This is a genomic window from Bradyrhizobium sp. SZCCHNR1015 (genome assembly GCF_032489875.1).
Lineage (GTDB): Bacteria > Pseudomonadota > Alphaproteobacteria > Rhizobiales > Xanthobacteraceae > Bradyrhizobium.
In genome coordinates this window covers 528,317-545,306 of record NZ_JAUEYW010000001.1, presented here as the reverse complement: position 1 = coordinate 545,306, position 16,990 = coordinate 528,317, and the positions used below count along the sequence as shown (strand labels likewise).

Annotated in this window: 19 protein-coding genes; 7 read left to right on the top strand and 12 right to left on the bottom strand. The window is 66.8% G+C overall.

Features of this window, described 5'->3' with window-relative positions; genetic code table 11:
- Positions 1-320: 320 nt before the first annotated feature.
- On the bottom strand, positions 321-986 hold the full coding sequence (locus QX128_RS02455; RefSeq protein ID WP_316215700.1) for a BA14K family protein: 666 nt from the start codon (positions 984-986) through the stop codon (positions 321-323).
- Positions 987-1,149: 163 nt separating this feature from the next.
- On the opposite strand from QX128_RS02455, the gene QX128_RS02450 reads away from it, so the two are divergent.
- The gene (locus QX128_RS02450) at positions 1,150-1,560 is read left to right on the top strand and encodes an NADH:ubiquinone oxidoreductase subunit NDUFA12 (RefSeq protein ID WP_315800436.1); all 411 of its coding nucleotides are present in this window, start codon (positions 1,150-1,152) and stop codon (positions 1,558-1,560) included.
- Positions 1,561-1,647: 87 nt separating this feature from the next.
- Here QX128_RS02450 and QX128_RS02445 read toward each other — a convergent pair whose 3' ends face one another.
- Positions 1,648-2,346 carry a DJ-1/PfpI family protein gene (locus tag QX128_RS02445; protein WP_316236590.1) on the bottom strand — a complete coding sequence of 233 codons (699 nt, stop codon included), beginning with the start codon at positions 2,344-2,346 and terminating at the stop codon, positions 1,648-1,650.
- Positions 2,347-2,518: 172 nt separating this feature from the next.
- Here QX128_RS02445 and QX128_RS02440 point away from each other — a divergent pair, with 172 nt between their 5' ends.
- From QX128_RS02440 to QX128_RS02420, 5 genes are all read left to right on the top strand, one after another.
- Positions 2,519-3,460, top strand: coding sequence for a GlxA family transcriptional regulator (locus QX128_RS02440; protein ID WP_316236589.1), 942 nt, complete (start codon positions 2,519-2,521; stop codon positions 3,458-3,460).
- Between the two features lie 110 nt (positions 3,461-3,570).
- Positions 3,571-3,861 carry a hypothetical protein gene (locus QX128_RS02435; RefSeq protein ID WP_316180788.1) on the top strand — a complete coding sequence of 97 codons (291 nt, stop codon included), beginning with the start codon at positions 3,571-3,573 and terminating at the stop codon, positions 3,859-3,861.
- A gap of 144 nt (positions 3,862-4,005) precedes the next feature.
- Positions 4,006-4,764, top strand: a complete 759-nt coding sequence (locus QX128_RS02430; protein ID WP_316236588.1) for an SDR family NAD(P)-dependent oxidoreductase — start codon at positions 4,006-4,008, stop codon at positions 4,762-4,764.
- 22 nt (positions 4,765-4,786) lie between these two features.
- Complete coding sequence (locus tag QX128_RS02425) at positions 4,787-6,037, top strand: FAD-dependent oxidoreductase (protein ID WP_316236711.1); 1,251 nt, start codon at positions 4,787-4,789, stop codon at positions 6,035-6,037.
- 31 nt (positions 6,038-6,068) lie between these two features.
- Positions 6,069-6,737 carry an amino acid ABC transporter permease gene (locus QX128_RS02420; protein WP_315780581.1) on the top strand — a complete coding sequence of 223 codons (669 nt, stop codon included), beginning with the start codon at positions 6,069-6,071 and terminating at the stop codon, positions 6,735-6,737.
- Between the two features lie 162 nt (positions 6,738-6,899).
- Here QX128_RS02420 and QX128_RS02415 read toward each other — a convergent pair whose 3' ends face one another.
- From QX128_RS02415 to QX128_RS02375, 9 genes are all read right to left on the bottom strand, one after another.
- Positions 6,900-7,781 (bottom strand): transporter substrate-binding domain-containing protein, encoded by an 882-nt coding sequence (locus tag QX128_RS02415; RefSeq protein WP_316236587.1) that lies wholly within the window; start codon positions 7,779-7,781, stop codon positions 6,900-6,902.
- Positions 7,782-7,904: 123 nt separating this feature from the next.
- On the bottom strand, positions 7,905-8,918 hold the full coding sequence (locus QX128_RS02410) for a Na+-dependent transporter (protein ID WP_316236710.1): 1,014 nt from the start codon (positions 8,916-8,918) through the stop codon (positions 7,905-7,907).
- A 102-nt stretch (positions 8,919-9,020) separates the two neighbouring features.
- Positions 9,021-10,085, bottom strand: a complete 1,065-nt coding sequence (locus tag QX128_RS02405; RefSeq protein WP_315800176.1) for a ketopantoate reductase family protein — start codon at positions 10,083-10,085, stop codon at positions 9,021-9,023.
- A gap of 261 nt (positions 10,086-10,346) precedes the next feature.
- Positions 10,347-10,961, bottom strand: coding sequence for a YitT family protein (locus tag QX128_RS02400; protein ID WP_316236586.1), 615 nt, complete (start codon positions 10,959-10,961; stop codon positions 10,347-10,349).
- 25 nt (positions 10,962-10,986) lie between these two features.
- Complete coding sequence (locus QX128_RS02395; RefSeq protein ID WP_315800174.1) at positions 10,987-12,153, bottom strand: amino acid aminotransferase; 1,167 nt, start codon at positions 12,151-12,153, stop codon at positions 10,987-10,989.
- Positions 12,154-12,344: 191 nt separating this feature from the next.
- On the bottom strand, positions 12,345-12,680 hold the full coding sequence (locus QX128_RS02390; RefSeq protein ID WP_315800173.1) for a hypothetical protein: 336 nt from the start codon (positions 12,678-12,680) through the stop codon (positions 12,345-12,347).
- Positions 12,681-12,752: 72 nt separating this feature from the next.
- Positions 12,753-13,109 carry a cupin domain-containing protein gene (locus QX128_RS02385; protein ID WP_315800172.1) on the bottom strand — a complete coding sequence of 119 codons (357 nt, stop codon included), beginning with the start codon at positions 13,107-13,109 and terminating at the stop codon, positions 12,753-12,755.
- Between the two features lie 182 nt (positions 13,110-13,291).
- The gene (locus QX128_RS02380; protein ID WP_315800171.1) at positions 13,292-14,254 is read right to left on the bottom strand and encodes an alpha/beta hydrolase; all 963 of its coding nucleotides are present in this window, start codon (positions 14,252-14,254) and stop codon (positions 13,292-13,294) included.
- A gap of 45 nt (positions 14,255-14,299) precedes the next feature.
- Positions 14,300-15,073 (bottom strand): SDR family oxidoreductase, encoded by a 774-nt coding sequence (locus tag QX128_RS02375; RefSeq protein WP_316236585.1) that lies wholly within the window; start codon positions 15,071-15,073, stop codon positions 14,300-14,302.
- Positions 15,074-15,285: 212 nt separating this feature from the next.
- On the opposite strand from QX128_RS02375, the gene QX128_RS02370 reads away from it, so the two are divergent.
- Positions 15,286-16,272, top strand: coding sequence for a DUF2155 domain-containing protein (locus QX128_RS02370; protein ID WP_316236584.1), 987 nt, complete (start codon positions 15,286-15,288; stop codon positions 16,270-16,272).
- A gap of 7 nt (positions 16,273-16,279) precedes the next feature.
- Here the strand turns inward: QX128_RS02370 and aat are convergent, their stop codons facing one another.
- Positions 16,280-16,960 (bottom strand): leucyl/phenylalanyl-tRNA--protein transferase, encoded by a 681-nt coding sequence (aat, locus tag QX128_RS02365; RefSeq protein ID WP_315800168.1) that lies wholly within the window; start codon positions 16,958-16,960, stop codon positions 16,280-16,282.
- Between the last annotated feature and the right edge of the window lie 30 nt (positions 16,961-16,990).

Here is a 16,990-nt window from a genome sequence, read left to right as displayed (position 1 = left end):
CTTGGCGCGTTCGCGGGCGGCAGGCCCAAGCCGCTCACCCGCGGCGTTTGCACTGCGCGAGTCCCGCGAAAATCCATGTGTCCATCGACTGATATCAACCAAGCCTGCGAAGCGCCCAAACGGGCAGAATCACGAGCTCAAACAATATTGGACCGGAACGGGCCGATCATCTGCACGTCGCGAGGCACATTTTGAAATATGGGCGAAAATCAGCCTGCAACGTGGCGCATTAGACACAGAACGAACAACAATACGGCACGAAAAAGGCGGCGAGCATAGCCCTCGCCGCCTGCTGTTGTCGCAGCTACGATGTCAGACTCTTACGGGCATGGATGGCGAATGCCATCATAGCCGAGATAAGTTCCCGAAGCCGGATCATACGAGCGGTACCTGCGTGCGCAGTAGCTCGGGTCGACGCCTTCGGTTCCGACGACGGCAACAGGCGCGGAGTCGTCATAGTACGAGTAGTCGGAGTAATAGTCGGGCCCGTAATAATACGGATCATTGTAGTAGGCATAGCTGCTGCCCAACCCGATTCCGACGCCAACGCCGACACCCGGCCAGAAGCCGCCGCCGCGGTGATGCCAGCCGCCACGGTGGCCGCCCTGCCAGCCGCCGCCACCCCAATTGCCGCCGCTCCAGTTGCCGCGGCCGCCACCGGTGTTGACGGCGACGTTGGCGCCGGCCGCCGGACCGCGACCCGCGAGCGCTGCGCCGCCAACGGCTGCGCGTCCGGCAAAGCTGCCGCCGCTCATGCCGCCGCCACCCGGGCCTGCCGCAAAGCCGCCGCGTCCGCCGCCGCCGATCGCTCCGCCGCCGCCACCACCGATAGCCGCGCCACCGCCCCCGCCGATGGCGGCACCACCACCGCCGCCCGGACCACGACCGCCGCCGCCGGGACCCTGGGCAAAGCTCGTCGTCGCTGCCGCCAGCGGCAGAATCAGCGCCACTGCCGCCGCAGTGCTCCATGTCTTCAGTCTGGTCATCGCTATCGCTCCATCAGGGGGAAAATGACCTAACCGCAGGCCGCGGATGTCGTTCCCCGCCGCGAACCGATACATCGTCGCGGGCGGAGGCGGTGCAACACTGGACAAGATGCGGGCGGGGTGGCATCAGAACCGGGACCTTCACAGAACCGGCCCCAAGCCCATGAAACAGTTCTTTCTCAAGCTCTTCACGTGGTGGAACGGCCAGACTTTCGGCACCCAATTGTGGACCTGGCGCTTCGGCGAGCTCGTGGGGCAGGATGCACAGGGCAACCGCTATTATCGGACCGCCGGCGGCAAGATCGATCCGGTGCTGCATTTCGAGCGGCGCTGGGTGATCTATAACGGCCTGGCCGAAGCGAGCCGTATTCCGCCCGAATGGCACGGCTGGATGCATCACATGGTCGACGTGCCGCCGACTCAGGACGGCTACAAGCCGCGCGAGTGGGAAAAGCCGCATCAGCCGAATCTGACGGGGACTGCGCTGGCGTATCGCCCGGCCGGCTCGACCTTGGGCAGCGGTCGCAGGCCAAAGGCCACCGGTGATTATCAGCCCTGGACTCCTGGCGGCTGATTCGATTTCGCGCGAGATGACCCGATCGGAAGAGGCCGCCCGAACTCCGGCCGGCCGCTTTGCTTTCGGGAGCCTGGCAAGCCTGCGCTACGACGGGTTGGTCCGGAGGGCGGCCGCCGCATGCTCCGCCGCCTCGATTCGCCGCTTCCGGAACGGCGCGATCCGCTCCAGCATGCGTGACACCACCGCCGGCGGCGCCGTGTCAGGGGAACCAGCGTTGAAAGGGGGCGCCGGATTGTATTCGAGCCTGAGCTGGATGGCCTCCGCCGTCTGACGATCGACCAACTGCGCCACCAGGGTCAGCGCGAAGTCGATGCCGGCCGTGACACCGCCGCCGGTGATCCGGTTACGGTCGATGCAGACGCGCTCGGTGCTGACGGTGGCGCCGAACAGCGGCAGGCATTCGCGCGCGCTCCAATGAGTCGCTGCGCGATAGCCGTCCAGCAGGCCGGCGGCGCCGAGCGCCAGCGAGCCCGTGCACACCGACGTGATGTACTTCGCGCCTTCCGCCTGGCGGCGGATGAAGCCGATGACTTCGGCGTCGCCGAGGATGGCATCGACGCCGAAGCCGCCGGGAATGCAGATCACGTCCGCCTGCGGACAGTCGGCAAAGGTCGTCGTCGGCAGGAGTGTGAGAACTGAGTCGGTCGGGATCGGCTCGATCTTCTTCCAGACCAGGTGCAGCGTCGCACCGGGCACGCTCGAGAACACCTGTACCGGTCCGGTGAGATCGAGCTGGGTCACCTGGGGAAACAGAACGAGAGCGATCGAAATCGGTTGGTGCATGGCGGTGCTCGCAGGTCTGGTGCTTGACGGCGGTCATTCTGCATGGTCCGTTGGATGGCTCATATGCCAAAGTTCCCTCGTTTCCGGACAGATTTGAGATTCCATACTTGAGGTCTCAAACTTAGGATCACGGACTTGGGATCACCGACTTGGGATCACGGAGCCATCCACCATGATCGGCGTGCTCATCTATCCCGATTTTCAGTTGCTCGACGCTGCCGGGCCGATCTCGGTGTTCGAGATCGCTTCGCGCTATGCGCGCGCCGTGCCATCGATCAGGGTCATCGCCGCCACGCCCGGACCCGTGCGGTCGTCATCGGGGGCTGAGATGCTGGCGCGCAAATTCGGTCCGGTGTCGGCGCTGACCACGCTGCTGATCGCCGGCGGCGAGGGTGTGGAAGCCGCGAGCCGCAACACATGCGCGCTGAACTTCGTTCGCAAGGTCGCGCAGCGCGGCACCCGGCTTGCCAGCATCTGTTCCGGCGCCTTCGTGCTGGCCGAAGCGGGCCTGCTGGACGGGCGGCGCGCGACCACACATTGGCAGCGCACGCGGCAATTCCTGCGTGCCTACCCCCAGGTGAAGCTCGAGCCTGACAGCATCTATGTCCGCGACGGCAACGTCTGGAGCTCGGCTGGGATCACTGCCGGCATCGATCTCGCACTCGCCATGGTCGCCGACGATCACGGCGAGGAGATCGCGCAGAAGACCGCACGTCAGCTCGTGCTGTACCATCGCCGCAGCGGCGGGCAGTCGCAGTTCTCCTCGCTGCTGGAGCTGAAGGCGCCGAGCGGCCGCTTCGCCGAACTCCTGACCTGGGCGCGCGAGCATCTCGATGCGCCGCTGACGGTCGACGACCTTGCCGAGCGTGCCGGCATGAGCACGCGGCATTTCACCCGCGCCTTCGTGGCCGAGACCGGCACGACGCCGTCAAAGGCGATCGAGCGTCTCAGGCTGGAGGTTGCGCGCGATCGCGTGCAGGCTTCGCATCAGCCGATCGAGCTGGTGGCCGAGGCGACCGGCTTTCGCGATCCTGAGCGGATGCGTCGCGCCTTCATTCGCGCCTTCGGCCAGCCGCCGCAGGCCCTGCGGCGCGCGGCACGTCTCACCGCCTGACCTGCATCAGTGGATTGGAGGCGCGAGCCTCGATCGTCGATGGCAATTGAAACAATTTAAAGTTGTATCTCGTGCGCAGAGCGCGCATACTGAATATATTGCCATTGTTCATGGAGGATACGATGCGCGTATTTCTGTCCCTGATTTTGTTTGCTGCTGCCGCGCTCGGCAGTGTCGACAGCGCTTTTGCCGCAAAAGCCGAAGTCACCGGAATGTGCGTCTGCAAGAAAGGCGGCAGCACGATCGAGACCTATAGCGAGACGATCTGCGTGAAGAACGATCATGCGGGCTGCACATCCGCGAAGGTCGCCTGCGTGAATGCCTATGCCGCCACCTGCCAGGGCAAGGGCGGCACGATTTCACAGTCGACCAACAAGTGCAGTGTCGGCGCCAAATGCTGAACAGCTGATCAGCTAGACGTTTCCGAACATCTGTGACACGCAGACCCGCGCGGCGGACATCGGTGCATGTCCGCCCGCGTGTTGGCATCGGCAGGTGTGAGACCTATAGTCCGCCCCGCGAAACCGAGGGGTAGACGAGGCACGATGCGTGTCACCATCATCACCGGCAGCGGAGCCGGCATCGGCGCGGCCGTGGCGCGCCGCCTCTCCGCGCCGGGACAGGCCGTGATGCTGCACGGGCAGGGGGCCGACGAAGCGGGTCTGGCGCGTCTGCGGGAGGTCGCTGCGGCGTGCCGCGAGGCCGGCGCCGAAGCCGCGTTTCATTGCGGTGACCTGGCAAGGCCGGGTGTGGGCGCCGAACTGGTGGCGGCGGCCCGCACGCGGTTCGGCCGGATCGACGCGGTGGTGCATGCCGCCGGCTTTGCCGACCGCCGCAGCTTTCGCGATCTGCCGCGCGACGGGCTCGACCGCTCGCTCGCCGTGATGCCGGCGGCTTTTCATGAGCTCGCCAGCGCCGCACTCCCCGACCTCATGCGAAGCGCGGATGCGCGCGTCGTCGCGATCTCCAGCTTCGTCGCGCATCGCTTCGTGCCGGGCGGCACCTTTCCCGCCTCGGCCGCCGCCAAGGCGGCGCTGGAGGCGCTGGTGAAATGTCTCGCCATCGAGCTGGCCGCGTGCGGCGGCACGGCGAATGTCGTCGTGCCCGGCTACACGCGCAAGGATGCGGGGCGGCTCGGCTCGCTCGACCCGGCCGCGTGGCAGACGGCGGCGGCGGCCAATCCGCAACAGCGCCTCGCCGAGCCCGACGACATCGCCGCCGCCGTGACCTTCCTGCTGGCGAAAGACGCCGGCCACGTCACCGGCGCGTTGCTGCCGGTCGATGGCGGCCTGACCCTGATGTAAGCAGCAGATGGATCGAGTGACGATGGAGAGCGTGCAGCAGACAGCCGACGTGGTCGTGCTGGGAGCGGGGATCGTCGGCGTCTCCTCCGCCTACGCCATTCGGGAGCGCGGGCTTTCGGTGGTGCTGGTCGACCGCAAGGCGCCGGGCGAGGAGACATCGTACGGCAATGCCGGCATTCTGTCCTCCGGCTCGATCCTGCCGCTCAATAAACCCTCGCTGTTCTCAGCGCTGCCGTCCTATCTCGGCAACCGGAGTGCAGCCCTGCGCTGGGATCCGGCATGGACTCTACGTAACGTCGAATGGGTGCTGCGCTTCCTCGCCAATGCCGTGGAGTCCCGCGTCAGGCCGCGTGCCACCGCCCTGCATGGCCTGATTGGCGCGTCGCTGAAGCTGCATCGCGACTGGATCGTCAGGTCGGGCGAGCCGCAGCGCATCCGCGAGACCGGCTGGCTCAAGGCCTGGCGCAGCGACGCCGTCGGAGCGGCCAAGGCGGAGCAGGCTTTCCTGGCCGAATACGGCATCGAGAGCGAGCTGCTCGACCGCCAGGGCATTTCCGCGCTCGAGCCGAACATGCTGCCGGTCTACAAGGTCGGCCTGCTGCACAGCCAGACGGCGTCGGTCGACTCGCCCGGCAACGTGACCAAGGCCTATGCGCGGATGTTCGAGGGCGCGGGCGGTGTGCTGCGGCAGTCCGAGATCAGGGCCCTGCTGTCGGACGGCGACGGCTGGCGAATCGTGCTCGGCGACGGCGAGATCCGCGCCCGCCATGTCGTGGTTGCGCTCGGCCCGTGGTCGCCGGACATTCTCAGGTCGCTGGGCTACCGGGTGCCGATGGCGTTCGAGCGCGGCTACCACCAGGAGTTCACGCCCAATCCGGCGCGCACGCTGCATCGTCCGATCCACGACGCCGAGGGCAGCTTCCTGATGACACCGATGGAGAACGGCGTGCGCGTCACCTCCGGCGTCGAGCTGACCGATCGCGATGCGCCGTCGAATTTCGCCCAGCTCGAGCAGGTGGTGCCGCTGGCGCGCGGCGTGGTCGAGTTCGGCGAGGCCGTGGCCCAGCCCTGGCGCGGCGCGCGGCCGACCTTGCCGGATTCGCTGCCGATGATCGGGCCGGCGCCGCGACATTCCGGCCTGTGGCTTGCATTCGGCAACCAGCATATCGGCTTCACCACGGGGCCGGCCACGGGCGCGGCGATCGCCGCGATGATCGCGGGCGAGGCGCCGTCGTTCGACGCCTCCGCCTTTGCTCCGAGCCGGTATCTGTGAGGGGCCGCGACCGCGTCACGCCGGAGCTGCGATGAACTACACCTGGGATTTCGCCATCCTCGCCAAGTACAGCCATCTGTTCTGGGTGGGGCTCGGCTGGACCATGGCCTACACGCTCGGCACCATCCTGCTCGGCTCGGTGATCGGGCTCGTCGTCGGCATCGTCAGGCTGCGCCGCCCGGTCGTCATCGACTGGCTGCTGATCGGCTATATCGAGCTGTTCCGCTGCACCCCGCTGCTGGTGCAGATCATCTGGTTCTACTACGCGTTCCCGGTCGTGATCGGCGTCAACATTCCGGCGCATGTCGCCGCGGTCACCGTGCTGTCGCTCTATGCCGGGGCGTTCTATGCCGAGATCGTGCGCGGCAGCATCGAGAGCGTGCCGCGCGGGCAGTGGGATGCGGCGCGCGCGCTCGGTCTGCGTCCGTGGCGGATGATGCGGCTCGTGATCCTGCCGCAGGCCTTGAAGCCGATGCTCGCGCCCTACGTCAACCAGTCGGTGACGCAGTTGAAGAACACCTCGCTGGTGTCGGTGATCGCGGTGCCGGATCTCGTCTACAACGCGACCTTGATCAATGCCGACACCTACCGGCCGCTCGAGGTCTACACCATCATCGCGCTGATCTACTTCGCGATCCTGTTTCCGGCCACCCTGCTGGGCCGCCGGTTCGAGCGCGGCATGACGTACGACAAGGCTTGAGGGACTCGGCGTAGCAACATCCTCGCCGTCATTGCGAGCGCAGCGACTTGTCCGCCATAGCCTGAAGGGCGACGGTGGAAGCAATCCAGGGCGGCACGCGTAGGCCTGGATTGCTTCGTCGCTGCGCTCCTCGCAATGACGGCGGAGAGAGCGCAGCTTCGCCTAGATATTCACCTCGACCGGCACGTCCTCGGCCTTGACGCCGGCCAGCCCCAGGCCCTTGACGAACCATTCGCGCATCTGGCCGATGCCGCGGTTGTAGTCGATCCACACCGCGAGGAAGTCGCGCCAGCGCTTGTCGGCCTCGCGGCGCACGCCCATGCTGGAGGGGATCGCGACCGACGGCGACTGCAGGATCTTGTAGGTGCCGAGGTTGGGGTTCTTGGCGATCGCGGTGAGGCCGAGGATCAGTGCGTTGACGACGACGTCGACGCGGCCCGATGCCATCTCCAACATCACCTCGTCGCGCGACTTCAGCGACTTGATGGTCGCGTTCGGCGCAAAGCGCCGGGCCACCGCCTCGTTGGCCGAGCCGACGTCGACGGCGATCTTCACTTCCGGCTTGTTGATGTCGGCCCAGGTCTTGGCCTCCATGCCCTTCTTCAGCATCGCGCCGAACGGATGCGGAAACACCGTGCCGCAGAAGTCGATGACCAGCGCGCGCTGCGGCGTCGGGTTGAGCGCGAAGCCGAGATCGATCTTGCCGGCCTGCAAATCGAGCACCGAATTGCCGTAGGTCGACTCGACATATTCGAGCTTCACGTCGAGCAGCTTGGCGATGTCGTTGGCCATCTCGATCGAGAAGCCCGACCAGGTGCCGGAGGCGAGATCCTTGTTGAAATAGGGCAGCTCGCCCGGCAGCACGGCGATGCGCAGCACCTTGTTGGCGCGGACGCGGTCGAGCGTGTTGTCGGTGGCCGCCTGCGCCGAAGCCGGCGTCGTCGTCATGGCGGACGCGAGCGCGGCACCGGAGCCGATCGCGAGCGCGTAGCGCAGCGCCTCGCGGCGGTCTTCGGAAATTGTCTGATCGTCTGATGGGGTCACATAATCCTCCTGCACCAACAGGCGCGGAGCGTAGCGCCGGCCTTGCACGCCAGCAACAACCATGTCGGCCTTGATAGTAAGCGGCTGGCCGTCGTCATGCCGGCTCGGCCAAACGCCGCTGCCTCATTCCGATGCAGGACTGATCAAGCCGTGATCGGTCCCGCCAGATGGAAGCGGCCTCGGGCGCAGGCGCTCGGCGACCGGCCGCAGTAATTGTGGGGCCAGGTGAATCGGGAACTGGCTCATCGCGAAATACAGCCAGGTGGTGCCGGGGATCGCGCCCTCGGTCGCCGCGAGCATCAGCCCCATGTTGCGCAGCGACACCATCATGCCGAGCGCCATCGCGCGTTCGCGCCCCGCACCGCGAAACAGCAGCATCGTGGTACCAAGCAGCAGGAAGAACACCGCGAAGGCGAGCAGCGCCAGTCCCAGCATGCGGAACGGGCTCGCCGCCAGGTCGGCCAGAAAATGCGCCATGATGGCGGAAGCGAACACGAACAGGATGAGGATGTTGAATCCGTCGATCGGCGCGCGGTGGCGGCGGATCGCGTCGCTCCCGAAGGCAAGGCGGATCGCGGCGGCTGCAGCCAGCGCGCCCGCAAGGATGGCGGCGAGCTTCAGCCCGAGCGCGGCCGGAGACAGTGACAACGTCTCGCCCAGGAACACATAGGCGAACAGCGGCGCCGTCAGCGGCACCAGCGCGGTCGAGGTCACCAGCGTGATGAGAACGAGCGTCGCGTCGAGCCCCATCAGCGCGGCGAGCGCGGGCGAGGCCATCATCGGCGAGGCCGTCGCCTGCAGCATCAGCGCGAGATGGAGGTCGGGCGCGGCGGCATCGACGCCCGTGGCGCGCGCGATCGTGCCGACCAGTGCCGGCACGGCGACCGTGGTCCAGGCCGTTGCGGCCACCACCAGCAGAGGCCGGCGCAGATGCGCGCGCAGCATCGCGACGTCGACGCGCATGAACGAGATGCAGAGCAGCAGGAAGATCGCATGCGTGACGTAGGGGCGCGTGAGCTCGCCGAGCGGCGGCACGGCGATTGCCACGATCAGCACCGCGACGATGGCGCGGGTGCCCTGATTGCCGAGCCAGCTCAGGGCCTGCAGAGGAAAAGCGAGAGGCCCGAGGGACGGCATCTTCATTCCGAACGATGGGAATCAATGAACGCGCGAACCATGCGTTGGCCGCGCGTTCATGCAAAGTCACATCTGGTTACGGACGATGTCGGCGCCTGTGCATCACTGCGCGCTGGAGCCGCCGACCACGATCTTCTCGTTGAGCTTGAAGTCGACCGTCTGCACTGTCTGATCGATCTCGGGGTTGGGCATGCCGAGCTGCTGCGAGATCAGCTTCACCAGAAGGTCGACGCGCTCGATGAAGGGCGCGCCGGCGGCGACGGCGCGCGCGGCCGACGACGGCTTGAGCAGGCTCTCGGCCGCCTTGGCGTATTTCTCGAACGGCACCTGGTCGCTTGGATCGGCGCCGAGCTTGCGCGCGATGGCGTCGACGTGCTCGTAGATCGATTTCGACTGGGCGAGGTTGCCGTGCACGGCGTCGCGGATCGCCTGCGGCTCGCCGCGGGTGATGCAGCGGTAGTTGCCGGTCAGCAGCATCGACCACTTCGCCAGCGGCACGAACAGCGAGTCGAACACCTTCAGCTTCACGGGCACGTCCTGGCCGTCGAGCCTGACCGCGTCGATGTCGCGCTCGAGCTCGCGCAGCAGCGCGTTGTGCGTTTCGTCCTCGAACGCAGCGGCCTTGAAGTTGGTCGGCAGGCCGACATGCAGCACGTTCGCGCCTTCCTCCGGCGGACGGAAGGCCTGCGGATCCGGCGAGCACAGCGTCACCAGCCCGGGCGTGAAGCGTTCCCACACCGCGGGATTGGTGTAGGCCTCGTCGAGGTCGACATTGGCGAGCGCCGGGATGCGCTTGAGATAGGGCAGCGGCGGCATGTTCATGATCGAGAGGCACGGCAGCCTGGCCTCGGCGATCTTCACCATCAGCACGCGAATGGTGTGGTTGGTGTATTGCGGCTCCTGCATCGCCAGGCCGACCAGGTCGTAGCGCGACAGGTCGACACTGTCCGGCGTGGCGGCGTCGAGCTTGCCCGGCAGGTCGCGCGAGAAGATCGAGCGGTGCGTCGGCTCGTCGCGCAGCTTGATGCGGACTTCGGTGCCGTCGCGGTTGATCAGCTCCGCCGTTTTCTTGCGGCAGACCAGCGTCACGTTGTGACCGGCCATCAGCAGCTTGGTGCCGAGGAGGGAGCCGTAGGAGGCCCCGAGAATCAGGATGTTGCGTGCCATGCCTTGGTCGTCCCCAGAGATCGGTTCGAGATTTCGCGTTCGCGTTTCTTATTGGTGATCCAGCCGGACCGAAGAGTCCGTCAGGCGCCCCGCAGGGGCGGACGGAGGCGGTAACCCATTGCCTCGGTTGCTGGCATACCAGAGCTTTCATCCCATGGAATGCGCCGTCTGGCAAGGTGCAGCGCACCCAGGCGGCACCCGACGCGTGTCGCGGCCGAGCCGGCTAGGCGCGATCGACCTTGCGCTTGGAAATCCGGCGGCTCAGCTCAGCGCCATATAGCGCCCGGGCTTGTGGTTGATCGCGATGATGACGTTGACGATCACGATGCCCAGGATCGACAGCGCCAGACGGTTGACCGGGATGACGAAGAACGCGGCGATCATGATGAGGAAGTCGACGGCGAGCTGGAAATAGCCGGCGCGGATCTTCCAGTGCTCCTGCAGATAGAGCGCCAGGATGTTGATCCCGCCGAGCCCGGTGCGATGCCGGAACAGCATCAGCAGGCCGGTCCCGGTCAGGCCGGCGCCGATCACCGTGGCATAGATCGGATCGATATGGCTGATGTCGATCCATGACGTCGTCAGCCGTGAGAACAGCGCGACGAGCCCGACCGCGACGAAGGTCCGGATCGTGAATGGCCAGCCCATGCGCCGGACGGCCAACGCATAGAACGGCAGATTGATCAGGAAGAAGCTGACGCCGAAGCCATAGCCGCTGATGTAGCTCAACAGCAGCGACAGGCCGGCGGTGCTGCCGACCAGCAGCACCGTCTTGCTGTAGATGAGCATGCCGAGCGACACGAACAGCGTGCCCAGCGTCAGCGCCACCGCGTCCTCGTAGAGCTTGTGCCGCTCCTGAGCGACGATCTCGGTCACGGCCTTGATCCTTGCAGGCGATGGCTCAAAGCGACTTGAACAGGCCGGCGACGCGCGCGACGTCGGCGAGCTTCAGGCCTGCGATGTTGATGCGGCCCGAGGTCGGCATGTACACGCCGTGCTTTTCGCGCAAAGCCATGACCTCGGCCGGCGTCACCGGCAGCAGCGAGAACATGCCTTCCTGGACGCCGATCGCGATCGTGTTGGACCAGCGCCCGCCGAGCGCCTCGGCAAAGCCGCGCCGCAGGCTCGCCAGGCGGAGCCGCATCGACTCGAGCTCCTCGCTCCAGTCGCGTCGCAGATCGGAGCTGTCGAGAATGGTCTTCACGATCGCCGAACCATGGTCCGGCGGCATCGAGTAGCTGGTGCGCGCGATCGCGACGAGATTGGAGCGCGCGGTGTCGGCGGCTGCCTGCGACGTCGCGACGGCATAGAGCGCGCCGGTGCGCTCACGATAGAGCCCGAAGGACTTCGAACACGACACGGCCACGAGCGCCTCGGGGACGGCCGCGATCATCGTCCGCAGGCCGGCGGCGTCACCTTCGAGCCCGGCGCCGAATCCCTGGTAGGCGGAATCGATCAGCGGCACGAGCCCGCGCGCGGCGATCACGGCGGTGATGCGCGCCCAATCCTCCGCGCGCAGCGGGGCACCGGTGGGATTGTGGCAGGAGGCGTGGATCAGGACGGCGTCGCCGGGCGCGGCGCGCTGCAGTGCCTCCAGCATGCGGTCGAGCTGCAGCGTCTGCGAGGGCACGTCGAAGTAGGGATAGGTCTCGATCTCGAGCCCGGCCGCGGCGAAGATGCCGGCATGGTTGGGCCAGCTCGGCAGGCCGAGCCAGATCTTGCCGGTGCCGGCCTGGCGAACCAGATCGGCTGCGAGGCGCAAGGCGCCGGAGCCGCCCGGCGTCTGCACGCCGGCGGCGTGGACCGGCAAGGCCGTGCCGCCGACCATCGACCACAGCAGGTCGAGGAATGCCTGGTCGCCTTCCGGCGCCACATAGCTCTTGCTGTCCTGGCTCTCCCAGATGATGCGCTCGGCAGCTTTCACAGCGCGGAAGATCGGCGAATGGCCGGCCTCGTCACGATACACGCCGACGCCCAGATCGACCTTGTCCGCTCTCGGATCAGCCTTGAAGATGCCGATCAGAGCGAGCAGGGGGTCATCGGGTTGGTGGGTCAAGCGGTCGAACATCGGGGCGATCCTATTGGAGGATGGTCTCGCCAGACGGCCATGGGCCGTCCTTGCGGGCGACGGGACACTATCTTGGTTGCAGCGCAAAAACAGCGGACATTTCGGCGATGCTCCGCTTCGTCAGCTGCATGGGCGGCCGTTGCGCCCTCAGAACTGGCCCTGGCCTGCCTGAGCGTACTGAGCGACAAGCGTCAGCGACTGCCGTCTGAGCCAGAACGAGGCTCGGGAGACGGCTGTGGGGACTCGTTGCGGATCCTGCTCGCGCGCTTGGCGGCAAGCTGGGAGCGAACCCTGCCATCGACTTTGCGTCCGGTCGCACGCTGCCATGTCCGAAGCTCGGCGGCGGTCAGGATCACCTTCACGACACGCTGGTCTGGACGATCGCCGATCGTGTCGATGACCTCCTGAACGCTGGTCAGCCATTCTTCGTAGGTATCGTGCAGATCTGGGCAGATACGCCTGATATCATCCCACTCCTCGGGCTTGAACCAAGCCAGCGCAATCTCCAGAGTTGGCTCCATGTTCATCCTGCTCACCTGTCCGCTCCGAATGATATCTCAAACTCGCGGAGTCCCGAAGCTCTGACGTCTTTCGGCGAGTCAGATGCGCGGTTTGGGCGCGGGCACCCGGTCGGAGTCGCCTGAGTTCGGTTCGCCCTTGGGTTCGATCAGGAGCACCTTGACCTCTTTGGCCGCGCGCGGCCGATGGACGACGCCTCTGGGAACAACGAACAACTCGCCGGCCTTCACCGTTCGCGAGGGCTGACCTTCGATATCCATTTCCATCTCGCCTTCCAGGACGAGGAAGAAGTCATCCGTCGTGTCATGCTTGTGGAACGGGAATTCTCCCATGAACTTCACGACCATCACGTCATTGTCGTTGTAGTCCGCGACCACGTGCGGGTCCCAATGGCCTGAGAATTGGCTCAGCTTGTCGGCGAGGTTCACGGTCTTCATGCGCGAGTCTCCTGCTGCGAGGAATGAGATGTGGCTGTCCAGTCGTCCCGGCTGGTTTGCACGGGATGTAGCTGTTGCTCGAGCGCGAGCAAGCCGATCTCACACGAGACGACTTCGACCGCATGTGAGCGCGACCCGCGAACTCGCGGGTCGTTGTGTTCCGAGCTCAGCGCGGTAACGGCTCAGATGCCGCCGGGCCGATCGAGCTGTTTCAGCCAGACGCCGATGTCGCGCGCCGCGACATTGGCCTGGTCGAGCAGCTTGCCCATGGTGAAGAAGCCGTGGAACTGGCCGGGATGCGTCCGATAGGTCACCGGCACGCCGGCCTCGCGCAAGCGCCGCGCGTAATCGTCGCCTTCGTCGCGCAGCGGATCGGCGCCTGCGGTGAGCACATAAGCCGGCGGGAGCCCGACCAGGGTTTCCGCCTTTGCCGGCGAGGCCCGCCAATCATGGATGTCGGCGGCACTGTTGAGATAATGGTCGCGAAACCAGCGGATCACCGAATGCGTCAGCAACACGCTGGTCTCGGGCTCGCTGTGCGAGGGATGGCTCATCGAAAAGTCGGTGGCCGGATAGATCAGCACCTGGCCTGAGAGCTTCGGGCCCTTGCCGTCACGCGCCGAGAGCGCGACGACGGCGGCGAGATTGCCGCCGGCGGAATCGCCGCCGACGCTGAGCCTGGCTGCATCGATGCCGAGCGCGGCGGCATTGTCGGCGATCCATCGTATGGCCGCGGCGGCGTCGTCGACCGCGGCCGGAAACTTGTGCTCGGGCGCGAGGCGGTAATCGACAGAGATCACGATCAGTTCGCCTTCGTGCGCCAGCGCGCGGCAGACCACGTCGTGCGAGTCCAGATTGCCGATCACCCAGCCGCCGCCGTGATAGAACACCAATCCCGGCGCAAGACCGTTGGTCTGCCGCACCGTTTTTGGCCGATAGAGCCGGGCCGGGATTGCGCCATGCGGGGCAGGGATGGCGAGGTCCTTGACCTCCGCAAGCTCGGGCGGCTCGGGATTGCTGACGACGCGCGCGGCCAGGTAGTAGTCCCGCGCTTCCTGCGGTGTCAGCGTCTCATAGGCCGGCCGACCGGCCTCCTGAAATGCCTTGTAGACGGCAGCGGCATCGGCATCGAGTTGCACGGGCATTGCAAAAACCTGTCGGGTTGAAAAGACGGTCGAGTGGAAGGGACGTCAGGCGGCGGTGCGGCCGCCATCGACGGTGTAGGCTGCGCCGGAGACGTAGCTCGCATCATCGGAGGCGAGGAAGGCGACGATCGCGGCGACCTCCGCGCCCTGGCCGAGCCGGCGCGCGGGGACGCGGTCGACGACCTTGTCGGCCGGCACGGGAGCGCCGCTGCGCCCTTCGATGATCGCGCTCAGCATGCGGCTCTCGATCAGCCCGGGGCAGATGCAGTTCACGCGCACATTGGTGCCGGTGCATTCCCACGATGCGCTCTTGGTCAGGCCGATCACCGCGTGCTTGCTGGCGCTGTAGACCGCGATCTGTGGCGAGCCGATCAGGCCAGCGATCGAGGCGGTGTTGATGATCGAGCCGCGGTTCTGCTTCAGCATCACCGGCAGCACGTGCTTGAGGCCGAGAAAGACCCCGACCACGTTGACGTCGAGCACGCGGCGGAACGCCTCCAGCGGATACGCCGTGATCGGCTTGATCTCGCCTTCGATGCCGGCATTGTTGAAGAACACGTCGATGGTGCCGAACCGATTGCAGGCCTGTCGGACATAGGCCGCGACCTGGTCCTCGTCGGTGACGTCGGCGGCCACGGCGAAGGTCTCGGCGCTTGCGGGCAGGCCGGCCGTCGCGGCGGCGAGATCGGCCTCGCGCCGGTCGACGGCGACGATGCGGGCGCCCCGCGCGGCCAGCAGCCGCATGGTCGCGGCGCCGATGACGCCGGCCGCGCCGGTAACGACGGCCACCCGGCAGTCGAGACGGATCGAATCAGACATCGGTTTCCTTCCCTTTGACGCCGGTTCCGTCCGGCTCTTGATCACGACTATCTCATTGGATGAACCGGCTGACCAGCACGCGGCGTGCTGGCAGCTCGCCCTTTCCCCGCCGTATTCGGCATGTTAACGGGAGGGCTGATCGAGAGCGGCGGATGGGTCATGACGCGATTTGATTGTCCCGAACCCCGATTCGCCTGATAAAGCCGCGCGAGATGCACCGAACAATCGTCCTGACCGGTATCGCGGCATTGCTGGCCGCCACATCCCTCACGCTGTCCGTGCCGGCGCGCGCGCAGATCGGTACCATTTTCTCCGATCCGGTTCCGCGCCCGCCGGGCAACATTCCGCGCCGTGGCGAGCCGATTCCGCCTCCCGAGGAAGAGGAGGAGATCCCCGAGCTGCCGCAGGGCCGGGTGCTGCCGGCGCCGACCCGGCCGCCGCCAGGGCAGGGCGCCGCCCTGCCGGGTCCGGTCCAATCCCAGCCGCTGGCGCCGCCGCCGGGAACGACGATCCTGCCACAGAACAATCCTCCGGTCGCGGCCGTGCCGCCGCCCGGCCAGCCGGGGGCTGCGCCCGGTCAGCGGCAGGCGCCGCCACGCGGCGTACCCCAGAATGCGGCGATCCCGCCGAACGGCGCGGTACCGCAAACCCCGGCCACCATCCAGCCGGGCGACGAGGTCGTGACCGAACCGCCGGCGCAGAAGATCGTCAACAAGAAGGCGAGCTTCTCCGGGCTCGACAAGATCACCGGCCGCATCATCAATTTCGACGAGGAAATCGGCGAGACCGTGCAGTTCGGCGCCCTGCGGGTGAAAACCGATGCCTGCTACACGCGGCCGGCCACCGAGGCCGCCAACACCGACGCGTTCGTGGAGGTCGACGAGATCACCTTGCAGGGCGAGGTGAAGCGCATCTTCTCGGGCTGGATGTTCGCGGCCAGCCCCGGCCTGCACGGCGTCGAGCACCCGATCTACGACATCTGGCTGGTCGACTGCAAAGAGCCGCAGACCACGGTCGTCAGCGCCGCGCCGGATCAGAAGCCGGCCGCGGCGCCGCAGCCTGCGCAAAAGCGTCCGCCGCAGCAGCGGCAGGCGGCGCCCAGGTCGCCACCGCCGCCGCAGCAGTATCAGACCCAGCAGGTGCCGCCACCACCGCCGCCGCCCCAGGCGGGCGGACCGTTCGGCGGAGTGTTCAGATAACCGGCGCTCAGCCGCGCGCGGCGATGATCGCGAGTGCCTCGGCGCCTGAGATCGGCCGATCAACCGCCAGCCTGGCGAAATTGGCGGCCGGCCCCCTCAGGGCCTTTTCGAGCAGCACGGTGTAGCGCCGGCGCGGGATCTCGAGGGCGCCGAAGGTCTTGAGGTGCTCGGTGACGTATTGGGTGTCGAGCAGCTCGAAGCCGCCGGCGATCAGCCGCGCGACGAGATGCACCAGCGCGACCTTCGAGGCGTCGCGGGTGCGGTGAAACATGCTCTCGCCGAAGAAGGCGCGGCCCAGGCTGACGCCGTAGAGGCCGCCGACCAGCTCGCCATCCTGCCAGCATTCGACGCTGTGGCAATGGCCGAGCGCGTGGAGGCCGCTATAGAGCTCGCGGATGCGCTTGTTGATCCAGGTGTCCTCGCGGCCGGGCTGCGGCGCGGCGCAGCCATCCATCACCGCCTTGAAGGCCTGGTTCACGGTCACGGTGAAGGCATCCGACCGGACCGTGCGCGCCAGGCGCGAGGCGACGCGAAAGCCGTCGAGCGGAATGACGCCGCGCAGCTCCGGCTCGACCCAGAACAAGGTCGGGTCGTCGGCGCTTTCGGCCATCGGGAAGATGCCGCAGGCATAGGCACGCAGCAGGACCTCGGGCGTGATCTCTGACGCTGCGGAGTCGCGCGTATTCATGAGATCAGCATAGCAGGCCGACGTCGGCCG

Excerpts from the sequence above, each read along its gene's own strand:
- QX128_RS02455 (WP_316215700.1), bottom strand. The coding sequence starts at position 986 with ATGACCAGACTGAAGACATGGAGCACTGCGGCGGCAGTGGCGCTGATT.
- QX128_RS02450 (WP_315800436.1), top strand. The coding sequence starts at position 1,150 with ATGAAACAGTTCTTTCTCAAGCTCTTCACGTGGTGGAACGGCCAGACT.
- QX128_RS02445 (WP_316236590.1), bottom strand. The coding sequence starts at position 2,346 with ATGCACCAACCGATTTCGATCGCTCTCGTTCTGTTTCCCCAGGTGACC.
- QX128_RS02440 (WP_316236589.1), top strand. The coding sequence starts at position 2,519 with ATGATCGGCGTGCTCATCTATCCCGATTTTCAGTTGCTCGACGCTGCC.
- QX128_RS02435 (WP_316180788.1), top strand. The coding sequence starts at position 3,571 with ATGGAGGATACGATGCGCGTATTTCTGTCCCTGATTTTGTTTGCTGCT.
- QX128_RS02430 (WP_316236588.1), top strand. The coding sequence starts at position 4,006 with ATGCGTGTCACCATCATCACCGGCAGCGGAGCCGGCATCGGCGCGGCC.
- QX128_RS02425 (WP_316236711.1), top strand. The coding sequence starts at position 4,787 with ATGGAGAGCGTGCAGCAGACAGCCGACGTGGTCGTGCTGGGAGCGGGG.
- QX128_RS02420 (WP_315780581.1), top strand. The coding sequence starts at position 6,069 with ATGAACTACACCTGGGATTTCGCCATCCTCGCCAAGTACAGCCATCTG.
- QX128_RS02410 (WP_316236710.1), bottom strand. The coding sequence starts at position 8,918 with ATGCCGTCCCTCGGGCCTCTCGCTTTTCCTCTGCAGGCCCTGAGCTGG.
- QX128_RS02405 (WP_315800176.1), bottom strand. The coding sequence starts at position 10,085 with ATGGCACGCAACATCCTGATTCTCGGGGCCTCCTACGGCTCCCTCCTC.
- QX128_RS02395 (WP_315800174.1), bottom strand. The coding sequence starts at position 12,153 with ATGTTCGACCGCTTGACCCACCAACCCGATGACCCCCTGCTCGCTCTG.
- QX128_RS02390 (WP_315800173.1), bottom strand. The coding sequence starts at position 12,680 with ATGAACATGGAGCCAACTCTGGAGATTGCGCTGGCTTGGTTCAAGCCC.
- QX128_RS02385 (WP_315800172.1), bottom strand. The coding sequence starts at position 13,109 with ATGAAGACCGTGAACCTCGCCGACAAGCTGAGCCAATTCTCAGGCCAT.
- QX128_RS02380 (WP_315800171.1), bottom strand. The coding sequence starts at position 14,254 with ATGCCCGTGCAACTCGATGCCGATGCCGCTGCCGTCTACAAGGCATTT.
- QX128_RS02375 (WP_316236585.1), bottom strand. The coding sequence starts at position 15,073 with ATGTCTGATTCGATCCGTCTCGACTGCCGGGTGGCCGTCGTTACCGGC.
- QX128_RS02370 (WP_316236584.1), top strand. The coding sequence starts at position 15,286 with ATGCACCGAACAATCGTCCTGACCGGTATCGCGGCATTGCTGGCCGCC.
- aat (WP_315800168.1), bottom strand. The coding sequence starts at position 16,960 with ATGAATACGCGCGACTCCGCAGCGTCAGAGATCACGCCCGAGGTCCTG.